This is a genomic window from Moraxella oculi, assembly GCF_023336735.1.
GTDB lineage: Bacteria > Pseudomonadota > Gammaproteobacteria > Pseudomonadales > Moraxellaceae > Moraxella > Moraxella oculi.
In genome coordinates this window covers 61,749-87,442 of the sequence record NZ_JAMBAQ010000006.1, presented here as the reverse complement: position 1 = coordinate 87,442, position 25,694 = coordinate 61,749, and the positions used below count along the sequence as shown (strand labels likewise).

General features: G+C 44.5%; 19 protein-coding genes and 2 tRNA genes. 13 read left to right on the top strand and 8 right to left on the bottom strand.

Features of this window, described 5'->3' with window-relative positions; genetic code table 11:
- Positions 1-103: 103 nt before the first annotated feature.
- From rlmD to cysM, 3 genes are all read right to left on the bottom strand, one after another.
- Positions 104-1,519: a 23S rRNA (uracil(1939)-C(5))-methyltransferase RlmD gene (gene rlmD / locus M2R47_RS04430; RefSeq protein ID WP_249099526.1), complete on the bottom strand. Its 1,416-nt coding sequence runs from the start codon at positions 1,517-1,519 to the stop codon at positions 104-106.
- Positions 1,520-1,674: 155 nt separating this feature from the next.
- Entirely contained in the window at positions 1,675-2,448 is a 774-nt protein-coding gene (locus tag M2R47_RS04425) for a 3'-5' exonuclease (protein ID WP_249099523.1), read from the bottom strand.
- 31 nt (positions 2,449-2,479) lie between these two features.
- Positions 2,480-3,385, bottom strand: coding sequence for a cysteine synthase CysM (gene cysM, locus M2R47_RS04420; RefSeq protein WP_249099520.1), 906 nt, complete (start codon positions 3,383-3,385; stop codon positions 2,480-2,482).
- Positions 3,386-3,496: 111 nt separating this feature from the next.
- Here cysM and M2R47_RS04415 point away from each other — a divergent pair, with 111 nt between their 5' ends.
- From M2R47_RS04415 to M2R47_RS04390, 6 genes are all read left to right on the top strand, one after another.
- Positions 3,497-6,406, top strand: coding sequence for a hybrid sensor histidine kinase/response regulator (locus M2R47_RS04415; protein WP_249099518.1), 2,910 nt, complete (start codon positions 3,497-3,499; stop codon positions 6,404-6,406).
- A 143-nt stretch (positions 6,407-6,549) separates the two neighbouring features.
- Positions 6,550-10,494, top strand: a complete 3,945-nt coding sequence (gene purL / locus M2R47_RS04410; protein WP_249099515.1) for a phosphoribosylformylglycinamidine synthase — start codon at positions 6,550-6,552, stop codon at positions 10,492-10,494.
- A gap of 236 nt (positions 10,495-10,730) precedes the next feature.
- On the top strand, positions 10,731-11,996 hold the full coding sequence (gene gltS, locus M2R47_RS04405; protein WP_249099512.1) for a sodium/glutamate symporter: 1,266 nt from the start codon (positions 10,731-10,733) through the stop codon (positions 11,994-11,996).
- 188 nt (positions 11,997-12,184) lie between these two features.
- Positions 12,185-13,183, top strand: a complete 999-nt coding sequence (locus tag M2R47_RS04400) for a hypothetical protein (RefSeq protein ID WP_249099511.1) — start codon at positions 12,185-12,187, stop codon at positions 13,181-13,183.
- Positions 13,184-13,253: 70 nt separating this feature from the next.
- Positions 13,254-13,907, top strand: coding sequence for a potassium channel family protein (locus tag M2R47_RS04395; protein ID WP_249099508.1), 654 nt, complete (start codon positions 13,254-13,256; stop codon positions 13,905-13,907).
- Positions 13,904-15,232, top strand: coding sequence for a TrkH family potassium uptake protein (locus M2R47_RS04390; protein WP_249099505.1), 1,329 nt, complete (start codon positions 13,904-13,906; stop codon positions 15,230-15,232). The genes M2R47_RS04395 and M2R47_RS04390 overlap by 4 nt, the downstream gene beginning before the upstream one ends.
- A gap of 133 nt (positions 15,233-15,365) precedes the next feature.
- Here M2R47_RS04390 and M2R47_RS04385 read toward each other — a convergent pair whose 3' ends face one another.
- Positions 15,366-16,358 carry a bifunctional nicotinamide-nucleotide adenylyltransferase/Nudix hydroxylase gene (locus M2R47_RS04385; protein ID WP_249099502.1) on the bottom strand — a complete coding sequence of 331 codons (993 nt, stop codon included), beginning with the start codon at positions 16,356-16,358 and terminating at the stop codon, positions 15,366-15,368.
- A 171-nt stretch (positions 16,359-16,529) separates the two neighbouring features.
- Between M2R47_RS04385 and nfuA the strand changes: the two genes are divergently transcribed.
- The gene (nfuA, locus tag M2R47_RS04380) at positions 16,530-17,156 is read left to right on the top strand and encodes a Fe-S biogenesis protein NfuA (RefSeq protein WP_249099500.1); all 627 of its coding nucleotides are present in this window, start codon (positions 16,530-16,532) and stop codon (positions 17,154-17,156) included.
- Here the strand turns inward: nfuA and coaE are convergent.
- Genes coaE through pilB form a run of 4 tightly spaced genes read right to left on the bottom strand, consistent with a single transcriptional unit; the run spans position 17,147 to position 21,620 of the window.
- A complete protein-coding gene (gene coaE / locus M2R47_RS04375; protein WP_249099498.1) occupies positions 17,147-17,806 on the bottom strand; it encodes a dephospho-CoA kinase in 660 nt (219 codons plus the stop codon). The two genes, nfuA and coaE, sit on opposite strands and share 10 nt — an antisense overlap.
- Positions 17,807-17,837: 31 nt before the next feature.
- A complete protein-coding gene (locus tag M2R47_RS04370) occupies positions 17,838-18,740 on the bottom strand; it encodes a prepilin peptidase (RefSeq protein ID WP_249099495.1) in 903 nt (300 codons plus the stop codon).
- Entirely contained in the window at positions 18,737-19,960 is a 1,224-nt protein-coding gene (locus M2R47_RS04365; protein ID WP_249099493.1) for a type II secretion system F family protein, read from the bottom strand. The genes M2R47_RS04370 and M2R47_RS04365 overlap by 4 nt, the downstream gene beginning before the upstream one ends.
- On the bottom strand, positions 19,953-21,620 hold the full coding sequence (pilB, locus tag M2R47_RS04360) for a type IV-A pilus assembly ATPase PilB (RefSeq protein WP_249099489.1): 1,668 nt from the start codon (positions 21,618-21,620) through the stop codon (positions 19,953-19,955). Before pilB ends, M2R47_RS04365 begins: the two co-directional genes overlap by 8 nt.
- A 229-nt stretch (positions 21,621-21,849) precedes the next feature.
- On the opposite strand from pilB, the gene tpiA reads away from it, so the two are divergent.
- The 6 genes from tpiA to nusA all read left to right on the top strand — a co-directional run bounded on the left by tpiA (position 21,850) and on the right by nusA (position 25,601).
- The gene (tpiA, locus tag M2R47_RS04355; RefSeq protein ID WP_249099487.1) at positions 21,850-22,587 is read left to right on the top strand and encodes a triose-phosphate isomerase; all 738 of its coding nucleotides are present in this window, start codon (positions 21,850-21,852) and stop codon (positions 22,585-22,587) included.
- Between the two features lie 46 nt (positions 22,588-22,633).
- Positions 22,634-22,966 (top strand): preprotein translocase subunit SecG, encoded by a 333-nt coding sequence (secG, locus tag M2R47_RS04350; protein WP_249099485.1) that lies wholly within the window; start codon positions 22,634-22,636, stop codon positions 22,964-22,966.
- 61 nt (positions 22,967-23,027) lie between these two features.
- Positions 23,028-23,112 (top strand) — tRNA-Leu (locus M2R47_RS04345).
- A 211-nt stretch (positions 23,113-23,323) separates the two neighbouring features.
- Positions 23,324-23,400 (top strand) — tRNA-Met (locus M2R47_RS04340).
- A gap of 155 nt (positions 23,401-23,555) precedes the next feature.
- Positions 23,556-24,053, top strand: coding sequence for a ribosome maturation factor RimP (rimP, locus tag M2R47_RS04335; protein ID WP_249099482.1), 498 nt, complete (start codon positions 23,556-23,558; stop codon positions 24,051-24,053).
- Positions 24,054-24,119: 66 nt separating this feature from the next.
- A complete protein-coding gene (nusA, locus tag M2R47_RS04330; RefSeq protein ID WP_249099480.1) occupies positions 24,120-25,601 on the top strand; it encodes a transcription termination factor NusA in 1,482 nt (493 codons plus the stop codon).
- The last annotated feature ends 93 nt before the right edge of the window (positions 25,602-25,694 follow it).

Here is a 25,694-nt window from a genome sequence, read left to right as displayed (position 1 = left end):
TGTGTACCACACCGCCAAAAATGTCAGCTTTTCAAGCGTTGTTTGTACCAGTGATGATGAGTGATTGTTGATCGGTCTGACTCTGATGGTAGGGCTTGGAGCCTTAAATTTTTTCAAAGCGTGCGATGCTTTCTACATGACTGGTGTGGCAAAACATATCCATGACTCCAGCGTGTGTCAGGCGATAGCCCTGTGCGATGATGACGGCACTGTCTCTGGCAAGTGTGGCAGGATCGCAGGAAATATATACAAGACGCTTGGCATTAAATTTACCCAAATATCGCACGACATCAATCGCTCCTGCGCGTGGTGGGTCAATGAGCAGAGCATCGACATGACCTACCCAAGGCTTGTTTGAAAAATCTTGCGTCAAGTCGTGAGTATAGAAAGTTGCGTGATGAATGCCATTGGCGACGGCATTCATGGTGGCACGCTCAACCATCTGCTGGCTGCCTTCAACACCCACGATCCGACCTGAATCGCCGACGCATCTTGCCATTGGTAAGCTAAAATTTCCAAGCCCACAGAACAAATCTAACACACACTCGCCTTGCTGTAGATCGAGTAACTGACATGCCAACGCAATCATTTGGCGATTGATGGACAGGTTGATTTGAGTGAAATCAAGTGGCGAGCATTCTAACATCACATTAAAATCTGGCAATTCATAAAACAGCCCGCCTGTGGGTGGCGTGGTCTGACTGCGTGGCAAGTCGGCACCATCAATACGATGGGTGCTATCCGCACCTTTTGGTTGTAAGTACAGCTGCCAATCAATCTGCTGACAAAACTCTGTCAAGATGCCCAAATCCTGTTTACCAAGCGGTTTGATATGACGAACAACCATTGCAACCTTTGATGAGGCATCGCCTGTGGCAAATTCTAGGTGGGTGATGCTGTCTTTGCCATCTAAGGTAATGAGCGTGTCTTTTAACTCTTGTAAATGCTGATTGATCCGACAGTCTAAAATCGGACAGTCGTCGATGTTTGTTAAAAAGTTGCTTGCTCGCTCTCGAAATCCCATGATGAGAGTGCCATTTTTTAGATGGCGTACGCCAAGCCGAGCTTTGGTTCGATAGCCTGTACAATCCCCCAGTACGGGCGGTAGCCAGTGACTGGGTTCTGCACCTGCATGGTGGCGTAAGTGGTTGGCAAGTATTGACTGTTTATGAAGGATTTGTTGGTGTGTGTCTAGATGCTGTAAACTACAACCTCCACAAACCCCAAAATGCTGGCAGACGGGCGATTGCCTGTCTTTACTTGCCGTGATGATGTGTGTGGCCCAACCTTCATCAAAAGATTTTTTTGATTTGTTAATGGTTGCCTTGACGGTTTCATTGGGTAGGGCAAAATCAATGAAGGCTTTTTTGCCGTACTGATCACTTTGGGCATGCTCTTTCCCATAGGTGGCAATGCCACGCCCATCATGAGTCAATGCTGTGATGTGAAAAGTGGCGGATGATGGTGCTTGCATCGTGCTTTTTGCATGCTGGCGAGATTTACGATAGTTGCGTTGCATGGTGTGTATTGGGGTCTTTTGAGTGAACTGGCAAATTTATGTTGTGCTGGCGGATATTATGGCAAAGTTGGGCATTGGGTGTTTAAGTGTGGAGATGTCATGATAAACACGCCAGCTTAGGGCGATTGACCTCTGTCATGAACCAAAACACTTGTTTATCCCTGCCATGCTTCCAAGAAACGCGCATGACGCAAGCGACCGTCTTTATTGATCAAGTTGCTTACAAAATCTTGCGTCTGCTTGCTAAGTGCATCGCACTCTTCAATGCTTGTCTTGCCAGTCAGCAACAACCATCTTAAATATACCAGCCATGTGTTTAAAACATCAGATTCACAATAAGTGGTCAGCTGCCCCCACTGATTTGATTGCACCATGGGGACGACTTGCGAACCATCAATATCACCTTTGCCAGCAAATCCACATAACGCAGCGATGGTATCAAGATTTTGTTTATGATAGCCATTGTACAATGACATCTTATCCATCAAATCAATGTGTGCATTGCCGTAGCGATACAGATAATCAGGCTTATGAGCTGGGTCAAATAACGCAGGTGCACTGATTTTATGATGCAATGCACGATATTGTAATACAGGAATGTCAAAGCCTAAGCCATTCCAGCTGACCACAGTGGGTTTTCTGGTAAAAGCACGAAAGAAAATGGATAAAATATCTGCTTCACTCTGCTCATTGATGGACAGGGATCTTAAGGTGAACTTTCCATTCTCCACCCACAAAAATGACAAGCAGACGATTTGATGCAGTGGCAGACGCATGAAGTCATTGCCAGCCTCAGCATGACGCATGGCAATGAGTGCTGTTAGGGCGTCCTCATCAGACAGTGTTTTTAATTCTGGATACAGCCGCCTACCAGTGGTAATATCAGGAACGGTTTCAATGTCAAATACTAAGGTGGGTGTGAAAGTCATGATGCCTCCTTTTACTCATCACGGATGGATTTTATTCATCACTGATGCCAAACAGCCCTGTGGACAAGTAGCGATCACCACGATCGCAGACGATGAAAGCGATGACGGCATTGGGGTTATGTTTGGCGATTTGATGAGCTGCCCACGCAGCACCACCTGATGAGACGCCACAAAAAATCCCTTCTTCTTTGGCGAGTTTTCTCATGTAGATTTCTGCATCTTTTTGGTTGATGTCCATGGTGGTGTCAACCAAAGACGCATCAAAAATTCCTGGCAAATATTCTTTAGGCCATCGACGAATGCCAGCAATGCTTGAATGCTCGTCTGGTTGCAGACCGATGACTTGAATGTTGGGATTTTTTTCTTTTAAAAATTTACTCACGCCCATGATGGTGCCAGTGGTTCCCATGCTGCTGACAAAATGCGTGATTTTCCCCTCTGTTTGTTGCCAGATTTCAGGCCCTGTGGTGAGATAGTGAGCCTCTTTGTTATCATTATTATTAAACTGGTCAAGTACGATGCCCAATCCATCTGCTTGCATTTTCAATGCCAAGTCTCGTGCCTCTTCCATGCCTTGCTCTACTTCTATCAAGGTTGCACCATAAGCAGTCATTGCGTCTTTGCGTTCTTGGGTGGAATTTTTTGGCATCAGTAGCGTCATTTTATAACCTTTCATGGCAGCGACCATCGCCAAGGCAATGCCAGTATTGCCACTGGTTGCTTCTATCAGCGTATCACCTGCTTTGATTCGTCCCTTTTTTTCTGCTTGGTCAATCATATTAAAAGCAGGGCGATCCTTGACAGAGCCAGCAGGGTTGTTGCCTTCGAGCTTGGCAAATAAGGTTGCTGTTGTGTCTCTTCCCAGGCGGTTTAATTTGACCAAAGGTGTTTTGCCGACACAATCGGCAAGCGTGGTGCTTGTGATGAAATCTGTCATGACTGTTCCAAAATATTAAGGTGAACTGCGTTCAATTATAGCACATTCTTTTTTTAAAAATTGTTGCAAAACATGCTAAACTACTTTGAGTTTGTTGCAAAGTGAATGGAGATGAAAAAACTGCGTTTTGGTATTAAAAGTGCGTACGGACAGCTGATTTTGCTGGTTTTTTTACCGATTGTGGTGCTGGCAATGGTTGGTGGGTATTTGGTGTTTAGTGAAGTGCGTCGCGCAGTCCTTTCTGAACAAGATGTGTTGGCGCAAGCGGCACTGCTACGCTATGAAAGTGCGGTAGAGTCTGGCCTGAATCAACTGACAGCGACTCGTGATGTGTTGGCATTTGATGCCATGATTGCCACTAAGGTGCTGGCAGATGATGGTCAAAGTCGTCAAAGTACTGGTGCGTTAAGCGGCTTTTTGGAAAACTTTCAGCAGCGACGCAAGCAACGAGTACAGCGTATCGCCATGATGGACAGTCAAGGTAGAATACTCCAAGAAGCTGGCGTGCAGATGGGAGTACCTTGGGCAAACTTTGATATGAATGCCGATCATCTTTTGCGTCTAAAAACAAGGTTCGGTACGACATATGGCAAGCCCATCACTTTTAAGGGTGATCGCTTATGGCTTTTGGTTGAGATGGATGATGAGCCTTTGATCATTACTTACTATCATGTATTGCTAGCATTATCAATCACAGGACTGTTGACCATTTTATTACTACTTCTTATTTTAAATAGCTATTCAAAACGCTGGATTGCACCCATCTATGAAATGCGTATGTATTTACAGCGTTTGGACGCTGCCAGTTTATCCAGCCCTGTGGTGGTGCGTGCTGATGGTGAGTTCTCTTTGCTACAACGGGATTTTTTACAGGCATTGAAACGACTGGAAAACAGCTTTACTGAGCTTCATAACCATGCCGAGGAAACCGAGCGAGATTTGCAACAAGCCTTTGATGAGATGGAAATGCAAAACATCTCCATTCGTAATGCACGAGACGCTGCGATTTCAGCAAGTCAAGCCAAGACGGCATTTTTGGCAAATATTAGCCATGAATTACGCACACCGCTTAACAGCATTGATGGTTTTATCAATCTGCTGGCACGCAAACAAGGTTTGACAGGTGAACAAAACCTGTATGTCCAAACCATCAAAAAATCATCTGCACACCTTTTGGCATTGGTTAATGATGTGTTGGATTTTTCAAAGATTGAAGCAGGAAAACTGGTGTTAGATCGCCATGAATTTGATTTGTATGCCACGATTTACGATGTCGTGGACATGCTTTCGCCAGCGGCTTTTGAAAAGCATCTGCGTTTGGCTGTGCTGTTGTATAATGATGTACCAACCAAGGTGGTTGGCGATAGCTTGCGAGTTAAACAAATTTTGACCAACTTGGTCGGCAATGCCATTAAGTTCACTGATGTGGGTAGCGTTGTTGTGCGTGTTAGCTTGTCAGAGACGAAAGATGACTGTCTGCACATCGTGGTTGAGGATACGGGTAAGGGGATTAGCGATAGCGACAAGCATCAGCTCTTTAAGAGTTTTAGTCAAGGTGATTTGTCGGTAACACGCCGATACGGTGGCACAGGTTTGGGTTTGGTCATTTCTAAGCAGCTCACCAACATGATGGGCGGTGAGATAGGATTTTTCGATAATAACAGTAAAAACATTGCACCTACTGGGGCGACTTTTTGGTTCGACATGCCGATTGAGTTGGCAGATGCCCCTATTGAGCAGATTGCCATAACGCCTCCTAGTATTGATGCTAATATTTTGGTTTGGATTAACCATGCTCCTGCTTTGCAGGTATTAAAAGCATCTTTGATGGGTGTGAGGGCGCGTATCACTGAGGCGATTGGTTTGGCTGATTTATTAGAGCAGCTTGATGGTGAGCATGAATTTGACTGGGTGATGGTGGATAACTTTGGGCAGGATGCCGCCCAAGATGACATTGGTGCCATCTTACGACAAATTCGTCTGCGTTATCAAGGGCGATTGATGGCATATGGCTATCAAGTAGGTATGGACGCATCGTTATTGGAGCGATATCGAGCCAATGCCTTATACGAACCCATGGATAAGCGTCAGTTATACGACCTACTATCCAACCAAGCACTGCCAAAACCCACCCAAAAAAAGCGTTTTGAGGGCGTAAGAGTACTGGCGGTTGATGACCATTTGCCAAATTTACTGGTGCTTGAGGCATTGCTTGGCGAGTTAGGTGTTGAGGTTGTAACAGCAGGCAGTGGCTTTGATGCGATTGAAATCATGACCAAGATGGTAGCAAAGGAAAGCACGCCGATTGACTTAATATTCATGGACATTCAGATGCCTAGAATGTCAGGACTTGAAGCAAGTATTCAGATTCGTAAAATTGAGCAAGCACATGCGTCAAAATCCATACCGATCATCGCTTTGACCGCCCATGGATTGTCTGACGAAAAAGAGCATCTGGTGGGTGCGGGTTTGAACGACTATGTCGGCAAGCCAATAGGGCATATGCAGCTGGTGCAAACTTTAGAGCGGTGGCTGCACGCTGATGGGGCGAAAAATTCGGCACGCTTGACAGAGTTGGACACAAGCCTAGAATCGTTATCAAGTCATCATCAGGCATTTGATGGCGAACAGGCAGCAGGTGAGCAGGTTGTTTTGCTTGATATTGATTGGCAAGACGCCTTGAATCGTGCTGCAAATAAGGTGGATTTGGCAGAAAAGCTTTTGATCACACTCATTCAAAGTGCCGAATCTGACAAGCAAGCACTTGAACGACTGTGGGCAGACAGAGACCGAAAAGCCTTGGCAGATTTGGCACACCGCATGGTGGGGGCTTCTCGCTACACGGGTGTGCCCAGATTGCGTCAAGCAGCAGAAGATTTTGAAAAACAATGCTTGGCTGATGTGTCGGCAGTGAATGCCAGTCATTTTATTACCATGCGTCCAAGCTACCGCGCACTCATTGATGCACTTGACGCACTTGATGAGATGGATCTGTCCATCTATCTTGCCAAGTCGTCTTAAGTACTTGAGAACACAAGATGTCTTGGTGGCAATGGGTACTTGGGTGTTTGAGATTTTCTAAAAAACTGTACAGATTATGCCATAAATAAAGCGGATATCTGTTATAATAAACAGTATTTTTTATTGTCATAAAGGTATCATTCATGATTAGCACCATCGCAGGTCATCGTTTTTTAACCGATTTTCAGGCTAAGAAATTGGCAGCACAGTTAGAACAAAAAGCTGGGCTAAAAATTGAGACGCTGGACAGTCAGCAGGTCTATGTATTTGATGATGCCATCTTAGATCAGGATTATCAAAAAGCACTCAATTTACTCAATCAAGGCGAGCGTGTCAATTTAAGAGTTGCTCAAGACAATCAAGTACAAGTCATCGTCGCCCCACGATTTGGAACGATCAGTCCTTGGTCATCAAAAGCAACAGATATTTTTAAAAACTGCGGTGTGGACATTCGTCGTGTGGAGCGGGTCATCGTATTTACTCTGATGGGTAAGGACTTGCCCGCCAGATTGCCAGCGACCGCTGAAAAAATCTTACACGACTGCATGACCCAAAGTCTTGTGTATGACTTGTCGGAGGTGTCGGCATTATTTGTTGATGGCGAGCCTGCACATTTGACGACGGTGGATGTGTTGAATCGTGGTCGAGATGCTTTGGTTGAGGCGAATGTTGAGCATGGTTTTGCTTTGTCGCATGAAGACATTGACTATTTAGTGGAGAATTTCCAAAAATTAGGTCGCAACCCAACTGATGTTGAACTGATGATGTTTGCTCAAGCCAATTCTGAACATTGTCGCCATAAGATTTTTAATGCTGAGTGGACGATTGATGGTAAAGTACAGCCAAAATCACTGTTCAAAATGATTCGTAACACGCATGAAAAGCATTCCGAGGGTATCTTATCTGCTTATAAAGACAATGCGGCAGTGATGGAGGGGTTTGTTGCTGAGCGTTTCTATCCAACCAAAAATGATGATGGTGAGGCTCAATATGGCTTTCGTGATGAACAAATCGACATCTTAATGAAAGTGGAGACACACAACCACCCAACGGCGATTGCCCCATTTGCAGGAGCGGCGACAGGAGCTGGTGGAGAGATTCGTGATGAGGGAGCGACGGGGCGTGGTGGTAAGCCAAAGGCAGGTCTGACAGGGTTTAGCGTGTCGCATTTGCACTTGCCTAACATGCCAGAAAAATGGGAGCATTCAGGCAAGGTTTCTGCCGCTAATTATGGTAAGCCTGCACGCATGGCAAGTGCGCTTGACATCATGACTGAAGGTCCATTGGGGGGTGCGGCTTTTGCTAATGAATTTGGTCGCCCAAACTTAAACGGATATTTCCGTACTTTTCAGATGGATCTGTCGGCAGATCAAGACGGCAGTCAAATGCGTGGCTATCATAAGCCAATCATGATTGCAGGGGGCTATGGCAACATCAAACGCAACTTGGTACAAAAAAATGCCATCAAGGCAGGCGATTTGCTCATCGTGCTGGGTGGTCCTGCAATGCAAATCGGTCTAGGTGGCGGTGCAGCAAGTTCGGTGGATAGTGGCGAGCTTGATGAAGGTTTGGATTTTGCATCTGTACAGCGAGATAATGCTGAGATGGAGCGTCGTTGCCAGGAGGTGATTGATGCTTGCTGGGCGATGGCACAAGATGACAACGATAACAATCCAATCATTTCCATTCATGATGTCGGTGCTGGTGGGCTGTCGAATGCAATGCCTGAATTGGTTGATGATCATGAATTGGGTGCGCATCTTAATTTGCGTAAAGTACCATCTTTAGAGTTGGGCATGAGCCCGATGGCAATTTGGTCAAACGAAGCGCAAGAACGGTATGTCTTGGCGATTGCGCCACAAAGTGAGCAGTTGTTTGATGAGATTTGTGCCAGAGAGCGTTGCCCTTATGCGGTGTTGGGGGTAGCGACCGAAGTGCGTGAATTAAAGGTTGATGACAGTCTGTTGCCAGAGCAGCCTGTGGACATGCCAATGCAGGTACTGCTGGGTGGTACCCCAAAAATGAAGCGTAGGTTTGTTCGTACAGCTAATCAGTTGCGTCCGCTAGATATCGCAGGTGTGGATCTTGCCCAAAGTATTAAAGATGTGTTAAGACATCCGACTGTGGCCAGTAAATCTTTCTTAATAAGCATCGGAGACCGTTCAATCACAGGCATGGTTACCCAAGACCAGTATGTTGGTCGCTATCAAGTACCGGTAGCAGATTGTGCCATCACCAGTTCAAGCTTGACCGCCAGTACAGGTGAGGCGATGGCCATGGGTGAACGCACCCCAGTAGCACTCATCAGTCCGCAAGCATCGGCAAGACTGGCGGTAGGCGAGGCGGTAACCAACATTGCTTCTGCTTGTATTGCTAAGATCAGCGACATCACGATGTCAGCAAACTGGATGGCAGCCTGTGGAGATGATCAAGAAGATGCGGCATTATTTGATGCGGTTCATGCCGTAGGTGAAGAGCTTTGCCCTGCTTTAGGCATTGCGATTCCTGTTGGTAAAGACAGCCTATCCATGAAGGCAGGCTGGACTGATGACGGCGTGGACAAATCTGTCAGCTCACCAATGAGTTTGATCATCACAGCATTCGCTCCAGTACAAGATGTTGCTAAAACCATAACGCCAGCACTGGTAAATGAAGATTCTGGCTTGTATCGTTTGGATTTATCTAAGGGTAAATTGCGTCTAGGGGGGTCGATATTTGCTCAGACACTAAGCCAGCTGGGTAATGAAGCACCAGATTTGGATGATCCAGATGATTTGGTGAACTTTTTTGCTTTCATTCAAGAAGCGGCTTCACTGGGTTTGATTCGTGCCTATCATGACATCAGTGATGGTGGGTTGATTGCTACGGTTGCTGAAATGCAATTCACCAATCGATTGGCGATTGAGCTTGGTCTCAAAGATGACAACTTGATGGGTCAGTTATTTGCCGAAGAGTTGGGTGCGGTAGTACAAGTTCTGCCAGATGATGTTGATGCTTTCATTGACTTAGCACAAAAACATCAGGTAACAGACCAGCTTAGCCTAATTGGCATGATTAAGCAAACACCAGCAGGCGGTGCAGCTCTTGACAAATTGACCATTAAGACACCAAGTCAGGCATTCAGCTTTGATCGCAGTGAGTTGCAAAAAGAGTGGACGAAGGTCAGTCATGCCATCGCTTCATTAAGAGATAATCCAGCGTGTGCCGATCAAGAGTTTGCCTTAATTGATGACATCAATCATCACGGTCTGATTGCTGAGGCGAATTTTGATTTGGATTTGGCAGTAGAAGCTCCTTATATCAACAGTCGCACCAGCTTGCCAAGAGTTGCGATTTTGCGTGAGCAGGGCGTGAATGGTCATTTGGAAATGGCGGCAGGCTTTGTGCGTGCAGGTTTTGATGCTATTGATGTGCATATGAGTGATTTGATGAGCGGTCGCATCAATTTGCGCGAGTTTGAAGGCTTGGTGGCTTGTGGTGGCTTTAGTTATGGTGATGTGCTGGGAGCAGGTTCTGGCTGGGCAAATTCGGTGCTATTCCATGACAAACTCCGTGATCAGTTTGCCAAATTTTTCCATCGTCCAGAGACTTTTGCGTTAGGGGTGTGTAATGGCTGTCAGATGATGAGTCAGTTGAAAGATTTGATGGTTGGTGCCGAGCATTTTCCGAGATTCATCGCCAATAAATCGGCTCGTTTTGAAGCGCGTACCGTCAATGTTCGTGTTGAACGCACCAAGTCTGTCTTGCTAAAAGGCATGCAGGACAGTATTTTACCAATTGCTGTGGCACATGGCGAGGGTTTTGCTGATTTGAATGATAAATCTCGCACTGAGCTTGAAAATAGCGGTCAGATTGTCCTGCGTTATGTTGATAGTCAGGGCAATCCAACAGAGCATTATCCACTCAACCCAAACGGCTCTGTTGGCGGCATCACGGGCATTTGTAGTAATGATGGTCGAGTTACTTTGATGATGCCGCATCCGGAGCGTACATTGCGTGCAGTCAATCACTCATGGAAGCCTGATGAGTGGAATAATGACGGTGCTTGGATGCGTCTGTTCCGTAATGCTCGTGCTTTCTTGCGTTAATTTGTTGAGCTTTAAAAAAACGAACATGTCATCATGTTCGTTTTTTTTGTTGATAGGGCAGGTTGAATGGCTGGATTTAAAAATTTGGTTGATTTTTAGAGAATGGGTTTTGTATAATTAACCGTTTTGTTGCCCTTTTGTTAATTTGTTAAAAGGGCGGTTCATGATGATGCTTTATTATTGGACTGAGGCGAGGGTGCATTGAGTGCATCTTTACGCCATTTCTTGGAGTGATTATGGAAATTGTATTAAATGGCTATTATACGCTGATTTTGGCGACTTTAGTATTGCTATTGGGCAAAGTTTTGGTCAAAAAAATTAAGTTTTTATCAGATTTTAACATCCCTGAGCCTGTGGCGGGTGGTTTGGTTGCGGCTGCCATTGTGTATTCGTTGTATGCCTTTTTTGGCTATACTTTTACTTTTCAAAAACAATTGCAAACCGCTTTTATGTTGATGTTCTTCGCCTCAATCGGTTTGTCAGCAGATTTTAGTCGTCTAAGAGCAGGCGGTTTGCCATTGCTCACGCTGTCTGTATTGGTGTCGATATTTATCATTATTCAAAACGCAGTCGGTGTCGGTTCAGCGATGGCAATGGGGCTTGATCCGATGCTGGGCTTGGTGGCAGGCTCTATTTCTTTGACAGGGGGTCATGGTACAGCAGGTGCCTGGGGGGCGACGCTAGAACAAACTTATGGTGTGGCGGCGGCCACAACTTTGGGCATCGCTTGTGCGACTTATGGCTTGGTTGCAGGTGGTGTGATCGGTGGTCCTGTGGCTCAACGACTTATCAATAAAATGGGACTAAAAGCAAAAGATCTTAAACAGACAGCCGCACCATCAGCAGCCAAATCGCTTGATGGCACACCAAACGCTGTCAGTAGCAAAGACTACGCTTCAGAAGAAATTTTTGAAAAGGCGGATAGTACCCGCTTGATTACGGCAACTGCTGCGATTGAGACATTGGCATTATTTGCGGCCTGTTTAGCATTTGCAGACATCATGACAGGTCTTGTTAAAGGTACTTGGCTTGAATTGCCGACCTTTGTGTGGGCATTGTTCGGTGGTGTGATGATTCGCAATGTATTGACCATCATCTTTAACTTTGAAATGTTTGATCGTGCTATCGATGTTTTTGGTAATGCAGCATTGTCATTGTTCTTGGCAATGGCGTTATTGTCATTAAAACTGTGGGAGTTGGCAGGTCTTGGTCTGCCTATTTTGGTGATTTTGATCATTCAGACCATCGTCATGATCTTATATGCGATTTTTGTAACTTTTAGATTCATGGGTCGTGATTACGATGCTGCCGTATTAGCAGCAGGTCATTGTGGTTTTGGTCTGGGAGCAACACCGACAGCGATTGCTAACATGCAAGCAATTACCGATCGTTATTTACCATCGCATAAAGCGTTTTTGATTGTGCCGATGGTGGGTGCGTTCTTTGTAGATATTGTCAATGTGATTGTGCTACAAACATTCACCAAGCTACCATTCATGTAAGTCGTCATTTTCATGAATGTGCATGCCTTCAGTCCCGCCTTTTGGCGGGATTTTTTTGGTAGGTGTTTCATGTTTTTGAGGTCAGTCGTGATGGTTGATGCTAAGGCGGATGGTTAATTTATTGGCGGACAGTCAAAGAAATTATGCTACAATTGATGACATCATTTGGGTTGTGTAGAGTGTGAGATATGGCTTTGGTAAATATGTTGCCAGTTGGTTTGATCGTTGGAGTGCTGAGCATGAATGTTCAGGCGATGGCAAACGGGGAGGCACAAACATTAAGGGATTTGATGATGACTGATGATGAGACGCAAAATTGGGTAGACATACATCGTCATCACACCAAACGCCAACTTAATCAAATGGCCCATCATATGGACAGATGGTTTGGTAAAACTGACCCAGATAACCCTGCGCGTGCCTCGTTGCGTGCGATGACGGATGTTCACTGGAGCGAATATGAGAATGCGAGCGTAAAATTTCGTGTGCGTGGAAAATTAAGATTGCCAACACTTGAAAATCGACTGAGTGTGGTGTTTGGTGATGAAGAGTTGGAATCTGAGGGTCATGGCGTCATTAATCACGATGGTCATATCTTTCTTGCTGATGACCATGACATGAAGCAGAAGCGAGATAAAAACTCATCTTTTGGTTTGAGGTGGTCAAAACTACAAAAAGACACTGGGGTGGATACCGACATTGATTTGGGCGTGCATTCTGATGATGTTTTTGTGCGTCTGCGTGCCGAAAAAGAGTGGCAAGTTCGTCCTGACATCAAAGTGCGCTTTGATCAAATGTACCGTTACGGTTCTCGAAGTGAACATTCAGCAGCCTCAACTTTACAATTCATTCACCCCCAATCACCCACACGCACACTCATCAATCGCACCCATGTTGCCTACACTCACAAGCACACTGAGGATGTGCATTGGAGCGATAGCATCTACCAGCAACATCATTGGCAGGGCAGGCACGGTGTGCGAGAGTTAAACTACGGCATGTACTTTGGCGGCAGTATTGAAAATAAAAAAGCGGATTTGAATGCCTATGGTCCTTATGTGAGTTATCGGCAGCCTGTGTGGCGTGAGTGGTTATTTTTGCAAGCTGATGTCAGTTATTATAATGACAAATCTTTACGGCGAGATCATCACTTGGGTGCGTTTGGGCGAGTTGAGTTGGTGTTTTAGGTGGATTTTATGCCAAAAAACGGTTGTGATGGCTTAAACTTTTGCTAGATTTTTTATTTGGGAAGTGATTATGGCAAATATTTTTACGGTAATTGGCTTGGGTGCGTTTGGGCGTGCCGCAGCATTGCAGTTGCAACAGTTAGGTAATCATGTGATTGGTGTGGACATCAATCCTAAAATGGTCGATGAGGTTAAGGACGATTTATCTCATGTGGTAATCGCAGATGGAACCAATCGTGAATTGCTTAGTGAAATCAATGTATTGCAGTGCAAGGGCGTGCTTGTCAGCATTGGCGACTCTTTAGAAGCAAGCTTGCTGTGTGTGTCTATGTTAAAGTCTTTGGGGGTTGGTAATATTTGGGCAAAAGCAAATACAACCGCTCATCATGCAATTTTATCAGACATGGGCGTGCGTCATATTGTGCATCCTGAAACCAGCATGGGAAAAAGAGTGGCTCAAAAAATGAATTTTCCTTTGGTTAAGGATATGATTCGCCTATCGGATGAGCATTTAGTTACGGTGTTAGATATTTCTACCAATACAAGCATGGCGCTACATGAATGGGCTAGTAGTCATGATACCGTTGATATTTTAGCATTGTATCGCCATGGGCAACTCACCATACCGTCGGACAATGAACATCTAGTGGTTGGAGATCGCATCGTTGTGTGCTCAACTGGTACGAGCTTAAGCGATCTTATGAAAAAAATAGGCTTAAAGTGAATAATCTATCATCAATACGATTTTTAAAAAACCCGCCACTGGTCATGCTGTACGGATTTGTCAGTTTGATCTTTCTTGGGGCTGTGATATTAACACTTCCAGGATTTACCCATCAGCCCATCACTGGGTTAAAGCTGCTTTTTACCACCACCTCAGCGGTGACTGTAACAGGGCTGGCGGTGATAGATATGGGTCAATTTACCACAGCAGGACAGGTGGTTTTGTTGTTTTTGATGGAGGCTGGCGGTTTGGGTTTTATGACCTTTGCTGTCTTGGTATTTAGATTTTTACAGCGTTCTATGGGTATCGGTGGGCAGCTTATCGCCAGTCAGGCAATGGGCGAGGTAAAATTTGGAGAGGTTCAAGACATTGCTTTGGCAATCATCAAACTTGCGACATTGGTGCAGTCTTTGGGGGCTTTGTGTCTGACGTTGGTTTGGTGGGCTGACTTAGGGTTTAAACAAGCGGCGTTTTATGGAATTTTTTATGCAGTGTCTGCATTTAATAACGCAGGGTTTGCACTGACTTCTGAGAGTCTGATGCCCTATCATCATCAGCCTTTGGTTTTGTATATCATTAGCGTGTTAATCATCATTGGCGGGCTGGGTTTTTTGGTGGTGACCGATTTTTTTCATCGTCCAGTTGCAAGACAATTAAAGGTAAATACTAAACTGATTATTGGATGCTCTTTGGGGCTGAATGCTTTGGCATTCATCATTCTTTGGTTGATTGAACGCAATAATCCTGCAACACTAGCCCCGATGTCATTAAACGAGCAAATCGCGAATGCTTGGTTTGCTGCCGTCTCGCCTCGCACCGCTGGATTTAACAGTTTGGATTTGCAATCATTTCGTGACAGTTCAACCTTTTTGACCATCATTTTGATGTTTATCGGCGGTGGTGCTTTTTCTACTGCAGGTGGTATTAAGATTGGTACGATGGTGGTTTTGTTATTGACGGCGTATCATTTTATGCGTCAAAGAGCATCTGTTACGGTATTTCACCGCACCATACCAATGTATTTGGTCAGAAAGTCAATAGCAGTAACGGTTTTGACCATGATGATGATTGTTGTGGGCATTTTTTTATTGTTGTTGATTGAAAATCATCTTAACTTTATTGATGTTGTGTTTGAGGTCGTTTCGGCAATCAGTACGGTAGGGTTGTCTCGGGGGATTACCACTCAACTAAGCAATGCTGGCGAGATGATATTGATGTTGCTGATGCTTGCAGGTCGCCTCGGACCGCTGACCGTTGGTTACTTGTTTGCCTTGCCAAAATCAACGAATGCTCAATATCCTGAAACCTTGATTGATGTTGGGTGACTGGTTTTTATGCGATGTCTTAGTCATCAAAGCATGTGGTGACAGAGTGTTTTTTTTCTGTCGCTTTAATATGAAAGTATCACATGCTGGATGATTTTTAGTGGGGTTTGCTTGGTGTTTTGGGTCATTAAACTCACAAACCAAGCATTTTTACGATGATGCTATGATGATCGCCATACATATTGGCACCATTAATCTCGTTTAAGGGCAACCAAAATGGGGTGGCATCATCATTTAAATTAAACACTTTTGGCAATTTGTCTGCCGTTAGCTCAAATTGAAACACATGGCTGATGATACGACTTTGTGGTAAGCGGTCGGGTGCATCAAAAACCTGATGACACTTTGGATTTTGGTTATCAATAACCAGTCCTGTTTGTTCTTGTAACTTACGCAAAGCACAGGATAATAATCTTTCATCTTGGGTCAGTAGGCCTCCTGGTAAGGCCCATAGCTCATTTCCTCCAACATCACGAGTCGTCAGCAATACATGACCTGATTGCACAACGAGTGCATCGGTGGTATTAAAGATGGGTAAGTGAGGTGCGTTTCTCCAAGCCTCCTTGACTGCTTGGATTTCCTTATGGTGATTGTGTAGGTGTTGGTAGTGCTGGGTGTGTTGAAAATTGCTTAAAAAATTTTGTGAGGCGATGGGCAGTTGTTCATCAATGTCGCCTTGTTCAAAATACTTTTTTCTAAGTGGTGTGGCGGAAATGCCTTCAAAATTTGGCAATTCAATCGCACCCCAATCTGGAAATAAAGACAGATAATAAGAGCTATCATCCTTGGTATGACCGATGATGCCAATATGGGCAGGCTTTGTGACCTTGGAGTGGACCGCATGTCTGACATTTGCAATCCATTGATGATCATTATATAGGGTGTCATCAATGGGGGTGCAGAAGATGCGAGATGCTTGCCCATCTTTTTGGAATGTGTGCAAAATCATGTTGGCACGCTCATCAAAGGTAAAAGGATTTTTCAGTGTGCGTGCGGCATTTGCCGAGCCAATGACCATGATGACTTGCTTGGCAAGCTTTAATGCCTCTTTGACGACAAATTCGTGTCCGTGATGAAAAGGCTGGAAACGCCCAATGAATACCAAATAATCAAATTCATAAGCCATATGAGTGTCCATGATAAGAATAATAAAGAGAACAAATGAGGGTTGTCATAAAAATTTTTATCAAAAAATCTTGATAAAAGCATGCTATGTTACCATATAAAAACAAATAAACCGACTGATTTTAATAAGATTGTTAAAAAATCATCATTGTGCCCAGTAAAGAGAATTGATATGACCAGTACAGCTGACTCTACTTCATTGACCAGTAACATCATCATCACCCCGTCTGCCCAAGCTTATTTGGCTGATCTGCTTGCCAAGCAAGAAATTGAGGGCATTGGTGTGCGTATTTTTGTGGAATATCCTGGCACACCACGCGCAGAGTGTTGCATGAGTTATTGTCAGCCTGATGAGGTGGATGAGAGTGATTTGCAAATCCCTTATGAGGCGTTTACTGCTCATATTGATACGATCAGCATCCCATATCTGCACGATGCAGTGATTGACTATAATAAAGACCGTTTTGGTGGTCAGCTCACCTTCCGTGCACCAAATTCAAAAGTGCCACAAGTGGGTGAAAATGCCAGCGTCGAAGAACGCATCAATTATGTTTTACAATCAGAAATCAACCCAAATCTTGCTGGTCATGGCGGTATGGTAGAGCTGGTGGATTTGATTGAAGATGAGGCGGGGTTGACCGCAGTCCTTAAATTTGGAGGTGGATGTCAAGGTTGTTCCGCTGTTGATGTTACTTTGCGTCAAGGTGTAGAGGTGCAGTTAAAACAGGCCGTCCCAGAGCTGATGCAAGTGGTCGATGAGACTGATCACAGTCAGACACAAAATGCGTACTATAAATAAGATTTGGGGTTAAATTCAACCTGATCAGCAATATCCAGATAAGTCTGATGCAGCTGTTGAAGCTGGGCATATAACTCATCAAGCGTACCGCCATTGTTCACGACATCATCACAAACAGCAAGTCGTGCTTGGCGGGACGCTTGTTTTTTTATGATGGTTTTGACATAACTGGCAGCATCTTCTTTGGAAGCTGACTTGGCGGCATCTCGTGCCAAAGTTCGCTGGATTTGCTTTTCTTGTGAAAGATCAACCACCAAAATCCTATCGCAAAGTTGAGCAAGGTTTGGTGAGCGACTCATGCCTTCAACCAATAAGGGGACAGACAGTATGCGATAGGGAGAGGTGCTTTGGTGTAGGGCATCTTTAATTTGTGCTTGAATATGTGGATGGGTAATGGCATTGAGTGTGTCAATGGCAGAGGGGTTGTGCAAGATGTGTTGTCTCATCGCAGGGCGATTGTAGTTGCCATCTGATATGACCCAATCGCCGAAAGCATGTACCAACTCATCTAGCACAACGCTACCTTTGGTGGTGATGGCATGTGCGATCACATCGGCATCAATCACATCAATGCCTTGTTTGGCAAACCAATCGCTCACCACGCTTTTGCCACTACCAATACCACCTGTCAAACCAACTGTCAGCGTCATATTTTATTCTCTGATGAATGATTTCATGTCATTAAAAGCCAATGGCATACCAAGCCCATAGTTGCTCACCCCAAAGTAAAGCGATGATGCCGCCGATCGACAGATATGGTCCAAAAGCAAATGCTTGGTTTTTCTTTCCCAAAATACTCCCAATAATCACGCCTAATAAAGCAGCAATAAATACAACCATTGGTAGGACATGCACCCCAAGCCAAGCACCCAATACACTGAGTAATTTGGCATCTCCTAGACCAAGTCCGTCTTTTTTGGTCATGAGTTTAAAAAAAGTGTTGATGAACCAAAACGACACAAAACCAATTACAAGCCCCCAAACAGCAAGAGTGAGTGTGGTGAATGACCCATAAATATTAGCAATAAGACCGATGATGCCAACAGGTACCAGCAAACGGTCTGGCAATAGCTGCACTTTGATGTCAATCAGAGATAAGGTCAGTAAATACCATACTAAAACCAGTGCAAAAATTGCCTGCAAGTTCATGCCGATGCACCATACTACCAACAAAGAAAGTAAGGCGGTGATGAGTTCAACAATGAGATACGATGGCGATATTTTAGCATGGCAGTATGCACACCGCCCTGATAGTATGAAAAAACTTAGTATGGGAATGTTTTGCCACCAAGCCAGTGAGTGATGGCAGGCCGTGCAGTGTGAACTTGGGTATGACAAGCTTAGTTTGCGTTCAGCTTGAGAGTGTTCGGTAATTCTTTCAACATTGATGCTGTCATCTTGGGCGATGAACTCATTGATTTCTTGTCGCCATTCTTGCATCATGATGATTGGTGTGCGGTGAGCAACCACATTGATGAAACTGCCGATGATGAGTCCGATGAGGACAATGACCACCAAGATGTTAGCATGGCTTGAAACGAAAAGTTCTGTCAATGAATAATCAATGTTTTGTAAAACAGTCATGGTGCATTCATTCCAATCTCAAAAATTGGTAGGTACATGGCTAAGACCACGCCGCCAATCACCACGCCCAATATTACGATGATGGCAGGCTCGATGAGATTGGTGATGCCATCAATCTGCTCATTGATTTCGTTGCCATAATAATCGGCAATTTTATTGAGCATTTCAACCATCTGTCCAGACTCTTCACCCACAGCAATCATTTGTACCATCATTGGTAAAAATAAATGACTGTGCGACATGGCCTGACTGAGTTTTTGGCCATCACGCACTTTGTTGCCCACGCTTTGTAGTTCTTTGATGAATGCACGGTGGTTGGTTGCCTGTGCAGAAAGTTCTATGGCGGTCAGCAGCTCAACCCCTGCTCCTGCGGTTGTGGCAAGTGTTCGACTAAAACGAACCAACATGCTTTTTTTGACTAATTGGTTGATGAAAGGTAATTTTAAGACGGTCTTATCAACCAGTTGTTTGATTTTATCGGTTGTGGAATGTAGGTATGCAATGCCCATCATCACTCCGATGAGGGTTAAAAAAATTGCCCAAAAATGTGCCACTAAAGCATCAGACAGTACCATGATCACACGGGTTGGCAATGGCAGAGTGCTGCCTAGATCGGCAAAAGTCTTAGCAAAGATTGGCACAACCTTGACAAGGAGTATGGTTGTTACGATGATGGCAACTGCAAGTACGGTCATGGGGTATAAAGTGGCTTTTTTCAGCTTATTTTTTAAAATTTCTAACTCTTCTTGATAAGAAGCGATGCGATCAAGCATGATGTCTAGTGAGCCTGAGCGTTCACCAGCATCAATGAGTGCGATGGATAGCCGACTAAACACGCTGTGTTTTTTGATGGCGTTGGTAAAGGTTGATCCTGATTCAATGTCGGTTTTGATGGTTGAGATGATGGTTTTTAGGGCGGTGCTTTTGCTGTTATGCTCTGTGATGGTAAGTGCTTGGGTCAGTGGCAACCCTGATAATAGCATGGTAGCAAGCTGGCGAAAAAAGACGGTGATATCAATAGACTTCAGAGTGTTTATCCATGTTAAGGTGGTGCGTTTCTGACGAATGCTGATGGGATTGATGCCTTGTTTGTGCAGTTTGATGCGCACGATTTGGATACTGCCTGCGTCAATCTCCCCAACCACTTTTTTGCCACGCAGATTGATGCCTTTATAAAGAAAGGTTTTTGGATTCATTGTATTTGGAGGTGTTTTAGGCATGTGTCAAACGCTCCATCTCTTGAATGCTGATGACCCCTTGAATGACTTGGTTTTTCGCTGAGTCTCGCAATGTATGAAAGCCGTGCGATTTGGCGTGATTAAGCAATTCATGCGTTGGTGAATCTGCCATCACAAGTTTGGCAAATGCTGGCGTGATGGGAAGCAGTTCATAAATACCTATTCGTCCTTTGTAACCATCTTGGCAAGCATGACAGCCGACTGGTTCAAACAAGGTTGCTTGGGCGATTTCTTCATGCGTAAAGCCAAGTTCACTTAGGCTTTGGGGTGGGACTTGCATCGGCTTTTTGCATTTTTCACACAGTCTTCGAGCCAAACGCTGGGCGATGATGAGGCTGATCGAGCTTGTGATGTTAAAAGTTGCCATTCCCATGTTTTTTAGACGAATGAGTGTGTCGATGGCGGAATTGGTATGTAAGGTAGACAGCACCAAATGACCTGTTTGGGCGGCCTTAATGGCGATTTGAGCAGTCTCGGCGTCTCTGATTTCCCCCACCATGATCACATCTGGATCTTGGCGTAAAAAAGCACGCAGCACATCAGCAAAATCTAGACCAATCTTGGGATGAATGTTGACTTGATTGATGCCATCAAGCTCAATCTCAACAGGGTCTTCTACTGTTTGAATGTTAATATCGGGGCGATTGAGTATGCTAAGTCCTGTATAGAGTGATATCGTTTTGCCAGAACCTGTCGGACCTGTGATGAGAATCATGCCTTGCGATTTGTTAAGTGCATTTAAAAAAGTCTGTTGCTGTGTGGTATTCATGCCTAAGGCATCAACACTGATGAGTGCTTGATTGACATCAAGTAATCGCAAGACGATTTTTTCACCATGAATGGTGGGGGTGGTGCTGACACGAAAGTCTACGGATTTTTTGCTGTTTTGATGTTGTAAAAATTTGATGCGACCATCTTGTGGTTTTCTTCTTTCTGCAATATCTAGTCTTGCCATGACCTTTAATCGAGTATTGATTTTGTTGCCAGAAGTCTTAGGGGGTGTGGCGATGGTCTGCATGAGGCCATCAATGCGAAATCGCACCCGATGGTACTGTCCAAATGGCTCAAAGTGAATGTCCGAAACACCCATATTGATGGCGTCGGATAAGATTGTGTGGACAAATTTAACCGTCGGTGCATCAAGCATGTCATCTGATGTTTCAAAGGCGATTGTCTCATCATCGCCATCATCATCAAAGGCGTGTGGCATATGAAGGTTGAGCCGTTGCATTATGCCAGCAAGCTTGGCTTCATCAACCAGTACAGGGGTGGCATGTAATCCTGTGGCAAAAGCGATCTCACCAAGCATCTGTCTGCGGGTAGGGTCGCTAGTTGCGATGAATACTTGCCCTTCCTTTTGTGCCAAAATCAGCACTTCATGGCGAGCTAGCGCGAGGGGGTCAATCAGTTTTGGTAGGTCGTTGAGGTTGATTTTGTCCAGATCTACCAGTTTTTCACCCAGTGCTTCTGCCAATGTTTGGGCGATGGTGGTTGAAGGCAGGTGGTCGTGAGCAACCAAATATTTTGCCAAGCTGACCTGCATGTGAGCCATATTTGCCAAGATTTCATCCAGCTGTTTTTGACTCAATAGCTTTTTTTCAACTAAGAGTATTCCAAGATTGGTCGTGAATGACGCATTCATAACAGAATTTATAAAAAAATTATCCGCCATCATACTATAATTTTTTAAATTTTAAAGTGTTTGGTGTTGGTTTTTTTAGGTGTGATGGTGATTTTTGATAAAAAGTTCCAGATTGTGCCGAATTTATCTAAAAAATGCGTTATAATAACATGTTTGGTGTTTGTCTTAGTGTGTTCTATGAGATGCACCAATCTAAAAACACGAACTTTAACTAAAAAAAGAGTACAACATGACCAAGCATGTCATCGGAAATTGGAAGCTAAATCCAGCGACTGCCGTCGAAGCTATGACGCTGGCAAATGCCATCAAGCAAATGGCAGTAGAGACCTCTTGTCATCTAGGATGTGCACCAAGCTTCATACATCTGGCGATGGTGAGTGAGGTATTGGCAGATTCTGCCATTAAGATGGGTGGGCAGGATGTTTGTGCCTTTGGTAGTACGGGTGCGTTTACCGGTGATGTGTCGGCAGTGCAGTTAAAAAGCGTGGGTGCGACATTTGCCATCATTGGGCATTCTGAAAGACGCGCTTATCATGGCGAAACCCATGAGCTGATTGTCAAAAAACTCACCCAAGTCATGGATTCATCTTTGATGGCGGTGCTGTGCGTTGGCGAAACGAAAGCAGAGTACGAAAGTGGCGAGACTTTGGCTGTGTTAGATCGGCAGCTGTCGGTGTTGGATGGCTTACAAGTTGATACTCAAAATTTACTCATCGCTTATGAGCCTGTTTGGGCGATTGGCACAGGTCTTACGCCAACGATCAAGGAAGTGGCTTCTGTGCATTGCCACATTAAAAACCGTCTTGGCAATCAGGGTGTTGAGAATGTCGGTGTCTTGTACGGAGGCAGTGTCAATGATAAGAATGCTGCTGAATTTGCGAGCTGTGATTTGGTTGACGGAGCACTGGTTGGGGGTGCGTCGTTGAAAGCGGAGACTTTTGCTGCTATTGCCAGAGCATTTGGTTGATATTGCCCTTATCTGGTTAAGTCATTTTGGATAGTGATTATTTATTATGTTTACAGTATTATTAGCGTTGCATATCATCATCGCCATTTTGATGGTTGGTTTCATTTTATTGCAGCATGGTAAAGGTGCTGATGCTGGAGCATCTTTTGGTGCGGGGGCGGCAGGCACAGTATTTGGTGCAGCAGGCTCTGCCAATTTTATGACGCGTGCAACCGCAATCTTGGCAACAATATTTTTTGTAACAAGCATGGTTTTGGCATGGCATGCACAGCAACAGGCTGCAGAACAACGCCGCCTTGACATTCCTGTGATGCATACCGCACCGATGCCCACCACCTTAGAATCATCATCGACTCAAAGTACTGAATCATCACCTTGAACGGTTAATGATAAAAATTACTTGATATTTTAAGATTTATCATTATAATAGACTGTGATTTGCGATCGTGGTGGAATTGGTAGACACGCCATCTTGAGGGGGTGGTGCTTCACGGCGTGAGGGTTCGAGTCCCTCCGATCGCACCAAATTGAAACTCTCCAAGCATTACCTTGGGGATTTTTTTGTGATTAACTTTGATGTTTTGGTTGATTGCTATTGATGAAGCGTCTGGCGCATTTTTCAAAAAAAAACTGAAAAATTCTCATCTGTGTGAAAATAATGACATTTAAGGAATGATTAAAATAAAAAAACTATTGACAATCCGAAAAATCGTGCTATAATGGCACTCTAAATTGATGCGGGGTGGAGCAGTCTGGTAGCTCGTCGGGCTCATAACCCGAAGGTCGTTGGTTCAAATCCAGCCCCCGCTACCACATTTTAAATCCTTATGATGTTATAAATAAGGTGCCTTTTTTTTTAAAATTAAAAAGGCTAGGCTGATTGATGATTGTAGCCCACCAAGATGCTTTGTGGGTTTTTTTGTATTTGTCGTTTGCCGAATTTTATTAAATAGGATATTGTAGAACACATGAAACCATCGAGTAAAATCGCCGAATTGACTGAATTGATTGCTCCTGCTGTTGAGGCATGCGGTGTTGACTTATGGGGCATTGAATTCATGCCTCAAGGGCGTAAATCTTTGCTAAGAATTTATATTGAGGTGACGCCCAGTCAGCGTGCTGCAGGTGAACACATCACCATTGACGATTGTTCCGCTGTCAATCATCAAGTGTCAGGTGTGCTAGATGTGCATGATCCGATTGCAGGCGAATATGTCTTGGAGGTATCAAGTCCTGGTTTTGATCGTCCGCTTTTCACACCGCAGCAAATGGCACTTTTTGTGGGAGAAGTTGTTAATTTGCGTCTGATTCAGTCTATTGGTACAGGCGATATTAAGCGTCGTAAAGTTACTGGTCGTCTGAGCGAAGTGGGTGATGCAGGCATGAAGATCGTTACTGAAGATAAACTGGAATTTGACATTGACTTTAATAATGTTGATAAAGCCAATTTGATTTATCAAGATTGATGTCGACAAGTTTTTGATGACACAAGCATTATCCAACCAACCTAACCTTAACCCAAAGGATCGAAAATGAGCCGTGAGATTTTGACTGTTGTTGAGACGGTAAGTAATGAAAAAGGGCTAAATCCTGAAGATATTTTTGAAGCGATTGAGCAGGCTTTGGTGGTATCCACCAAGAAAAAAATCTATACTGAACAGCCAGAGGTGGCGATTCGTGTGGCGATTGATCGCAAAACAGGTGACTATGATACCTACCGTTATTGGACGGTGGTAGCAGACGAAGATCATGAGATGCCAGCTTGCCAGCTCGCCATCAGTGATTTGGATGAAAGTCAATGGTCAATTGGCGATATCAAAGAAGAGCAGATCGAATCCATTGAGTTTGGGCGTATTGCTGCTACCCAAGCCAAGCAAGTCATTATCCAAAAAATTCGTGAAGCTGAAAGAGCTTTAGTCGCCGATGCTTTTGAAGCGCGTGTGGGAGAGTTGATCAGTGGTGAGGTAAAAAAACAAAGTCGTGACGGCTATGTGATTGACTTGGGCGATAATGCTGAAGGGTATTTACCAAAAGATCAGGCTTTGCCGCGTGAGATGTTGCGTCCAAAATCACGCGTAACAGCACTATTGCATCAAGTGAATCGTGATGGTCGTGGCTCTCAGCTGTTGTTGTCTCGCACGCATAAAGACATGCTGGTTGCCTTGATGACCAAAGAGGTGCCAGAGATTTCTGAGGGCATCATTGAGGTGCGTGATGTTGCTCGCTTGCCAGGATTGCGTGCAAAAATTTCTGTCAAGACTAACGATCATCGTATTGACCCTGTGGGTGCTTGTATTGGTATGCGTGGCACCCGCATTCAAGCCGTACAGCAAGAGCTTGATGGCGAGCGTGTGGATGTGGTGGTTTGGAGTGATGAACCTGCTCAATACATCATCAGTGCCCTAGAACCTGCTGATGTATCAAGTTTGGTGCTGGATGAGGATGCTCGTACGGCAGACATTATTTTTGCAACCAATGATCAGCTGGCAAGAGCAATTGGTTCGCAGGGTCAAAATGTGCGTTTGGCATCTGATTTGACAGGCTATAAGCTTAATATGATGTTGGAATCTGAATACCTTGAACGCCAAGCATCGGAGTCTGAGGCGATCATCAACCTATTTTATGAGCGTTTAGAGCTAGATAGGGACTTGGCAGAGGCTCTGGTGGAGATTGGCTTTACCACCATTGAAGAGGTTGCTTATGTGCCTGTGGAGACTTTTCATGACATCGAAGGTTTGGATGATGAGGTGATTGCTACCATTCAGGAGCGTGCCAAGGAAATGGTCATTGCCGATGAATTGGAAAAGCAAAAAAACATCAAAGAGCCAAGTGGTGAGTTGCTTGCACTAGACGGCATGTCCAGCGAAGTTGCTTATAGGCTTGCTGAGCGTAACATCATCACTTTGGATGACTTGGCAGAGCAGGCTGTTTTTGATATCGAAGATATTGAGGGTCTGAATGCTAAGTTGGCAGGTCAATTGATCATGAATGCACGCCAATCATGGTTTGAATGATCATGTGTGCTGACAATATGAGTGCCTGGTGATGGGTACATTTAAATAACGCTTGCCGACCTATTTTTTGGGATTCGGCAGGCAACAGACAAA

What these genes read in the sequence shown, in the direction of transcription:
- rlmD (WP_249099526.1), bottom strand. Translation starts at nt 1,519, where the DNA reads ATGCAACGCAACTATCGTAAATCTCGCCAGCATGCAAAAAGCACGATG.
- M2R47_RS04425 (WP_249099523.1), bottom strand. Translation starts at nt 2,448, where the DNA reads ATGACTTTCACACCCACCTTAGTATTTGACATTGAAACCGTTCCTGAT.
- cysM (WP_249099520.1), bottom strand. Translation starts at nt 3,385, where the DNA reads ATGACAGATTTCATCACAAGCACCACGCTTGCCGATTGTGTCGGCAAA.
- M2R47_RS04415 (WP_249099518.1), top strand. Translation starts at nt 3,497, where the DNA reads ATGAAAAAACTGCGTTTTGGTATTAAAAGTGCGTACGGACAGCTGATT.
- purL (WP_249099515.1), top strand. Translation starts at nt 6,550, where the DNA reads ATGATTAGCACCATCGCAGGTCATCGTTTTTTAACCGATTTTCAGGCT.
- gltS (WP_249099512.1), top strand. Translation starts at nt 10,731, where the DNA reads ATGGAAATTGTATTAAATGGCTATTATACGCTGATTTTGGCGACTTTA.
- M2R47_RS04400 (WP_249099511.1), top strand. Translation starts at nt 12,185, where the DNA reads ATGGCTTTGGTAAATATGTTGCCAGTTGGTTTGATCGTTGGAGTGCTG.
- M2R47_RS04395 (WP_249099508.1), top strand. Translation starts at nt 13,254, where the DNA reads ATGGCAAATATTTTTACGGTAATTGGCTTGGGTGCGTTTGGGCGTGCC.
- M2R47_RS04385 (WP_249099502.1), bottom strand. Translation starts at nt 16,358, where the DNA reads ATGGCTTATGAATTTGATTATTTGGTATTCATTGGGCGTTTCCAGCCT.
- nfuA (WP_249099500.1), top strand. Translation starts at nt 16,530, where the DNA reads ATGACCAGTACAGCTGACTCTACTTCATTGACCAGTAACATCATCATC.
- coaE (WP_249099498.1), bottom strand. Translation starts at nt 17,806, where the DNA reads ATGACGCTGACAGTTGGTTTGACAGGTGGTATTGGTAGTGGCAAAAGC.
- M2R47_RS04370 (WP_249099495.1), bottom strand. Translation starts at nt 18,740, where the DNA reads ATGACTGTTTTACAAAACATTGATTATTCATTGACAGAACTTTTCGTT.
- M2R47_RS04365 (WP_249099493.1), bottom strand. Translation starts at nt 19,960, where the DNA reads ATGCCTAAAACACCTCCAAATACAATGAATCCAAAAACCTTTCTTTAT.
- pilB (WP_249099489.1), bottom strand. Translation starts at nt 21,620, where the DNA reads ATGAATGCGTCATTCACGACCAATCTTGGAATACTCTTAGTTGAAAAA.
- tpiA (WP_249099487.1), top strand. Translation starts at nt 21,850, where the DNA reads ATGACCAAGCATGTCATCGGAAATTGGAAGCTAAATCCAGCGACTGCC.
- secG (WP_249099485.1), top strand. Translation starts at nt 22,634, where the DNA reads ATGTTTACAGTATTATTAGCGTTGCATATCATCATCGCCATTTTGATG.
- rimP (WP_249099482.1), top strand. Translation starts at nt 23,556, where the DNA reads ATGAAACCATCGAGTAAAATCGCCGAATTGACTGAATTGATTGCTCCT.
- nusA (WP_249099480.1), top strand. Translation starts at nt 24,120, where the DNA reads ATGAGCCGTGAGATTTTGACTGTTGTTGAGACGGTAAGTAATGAAAAA.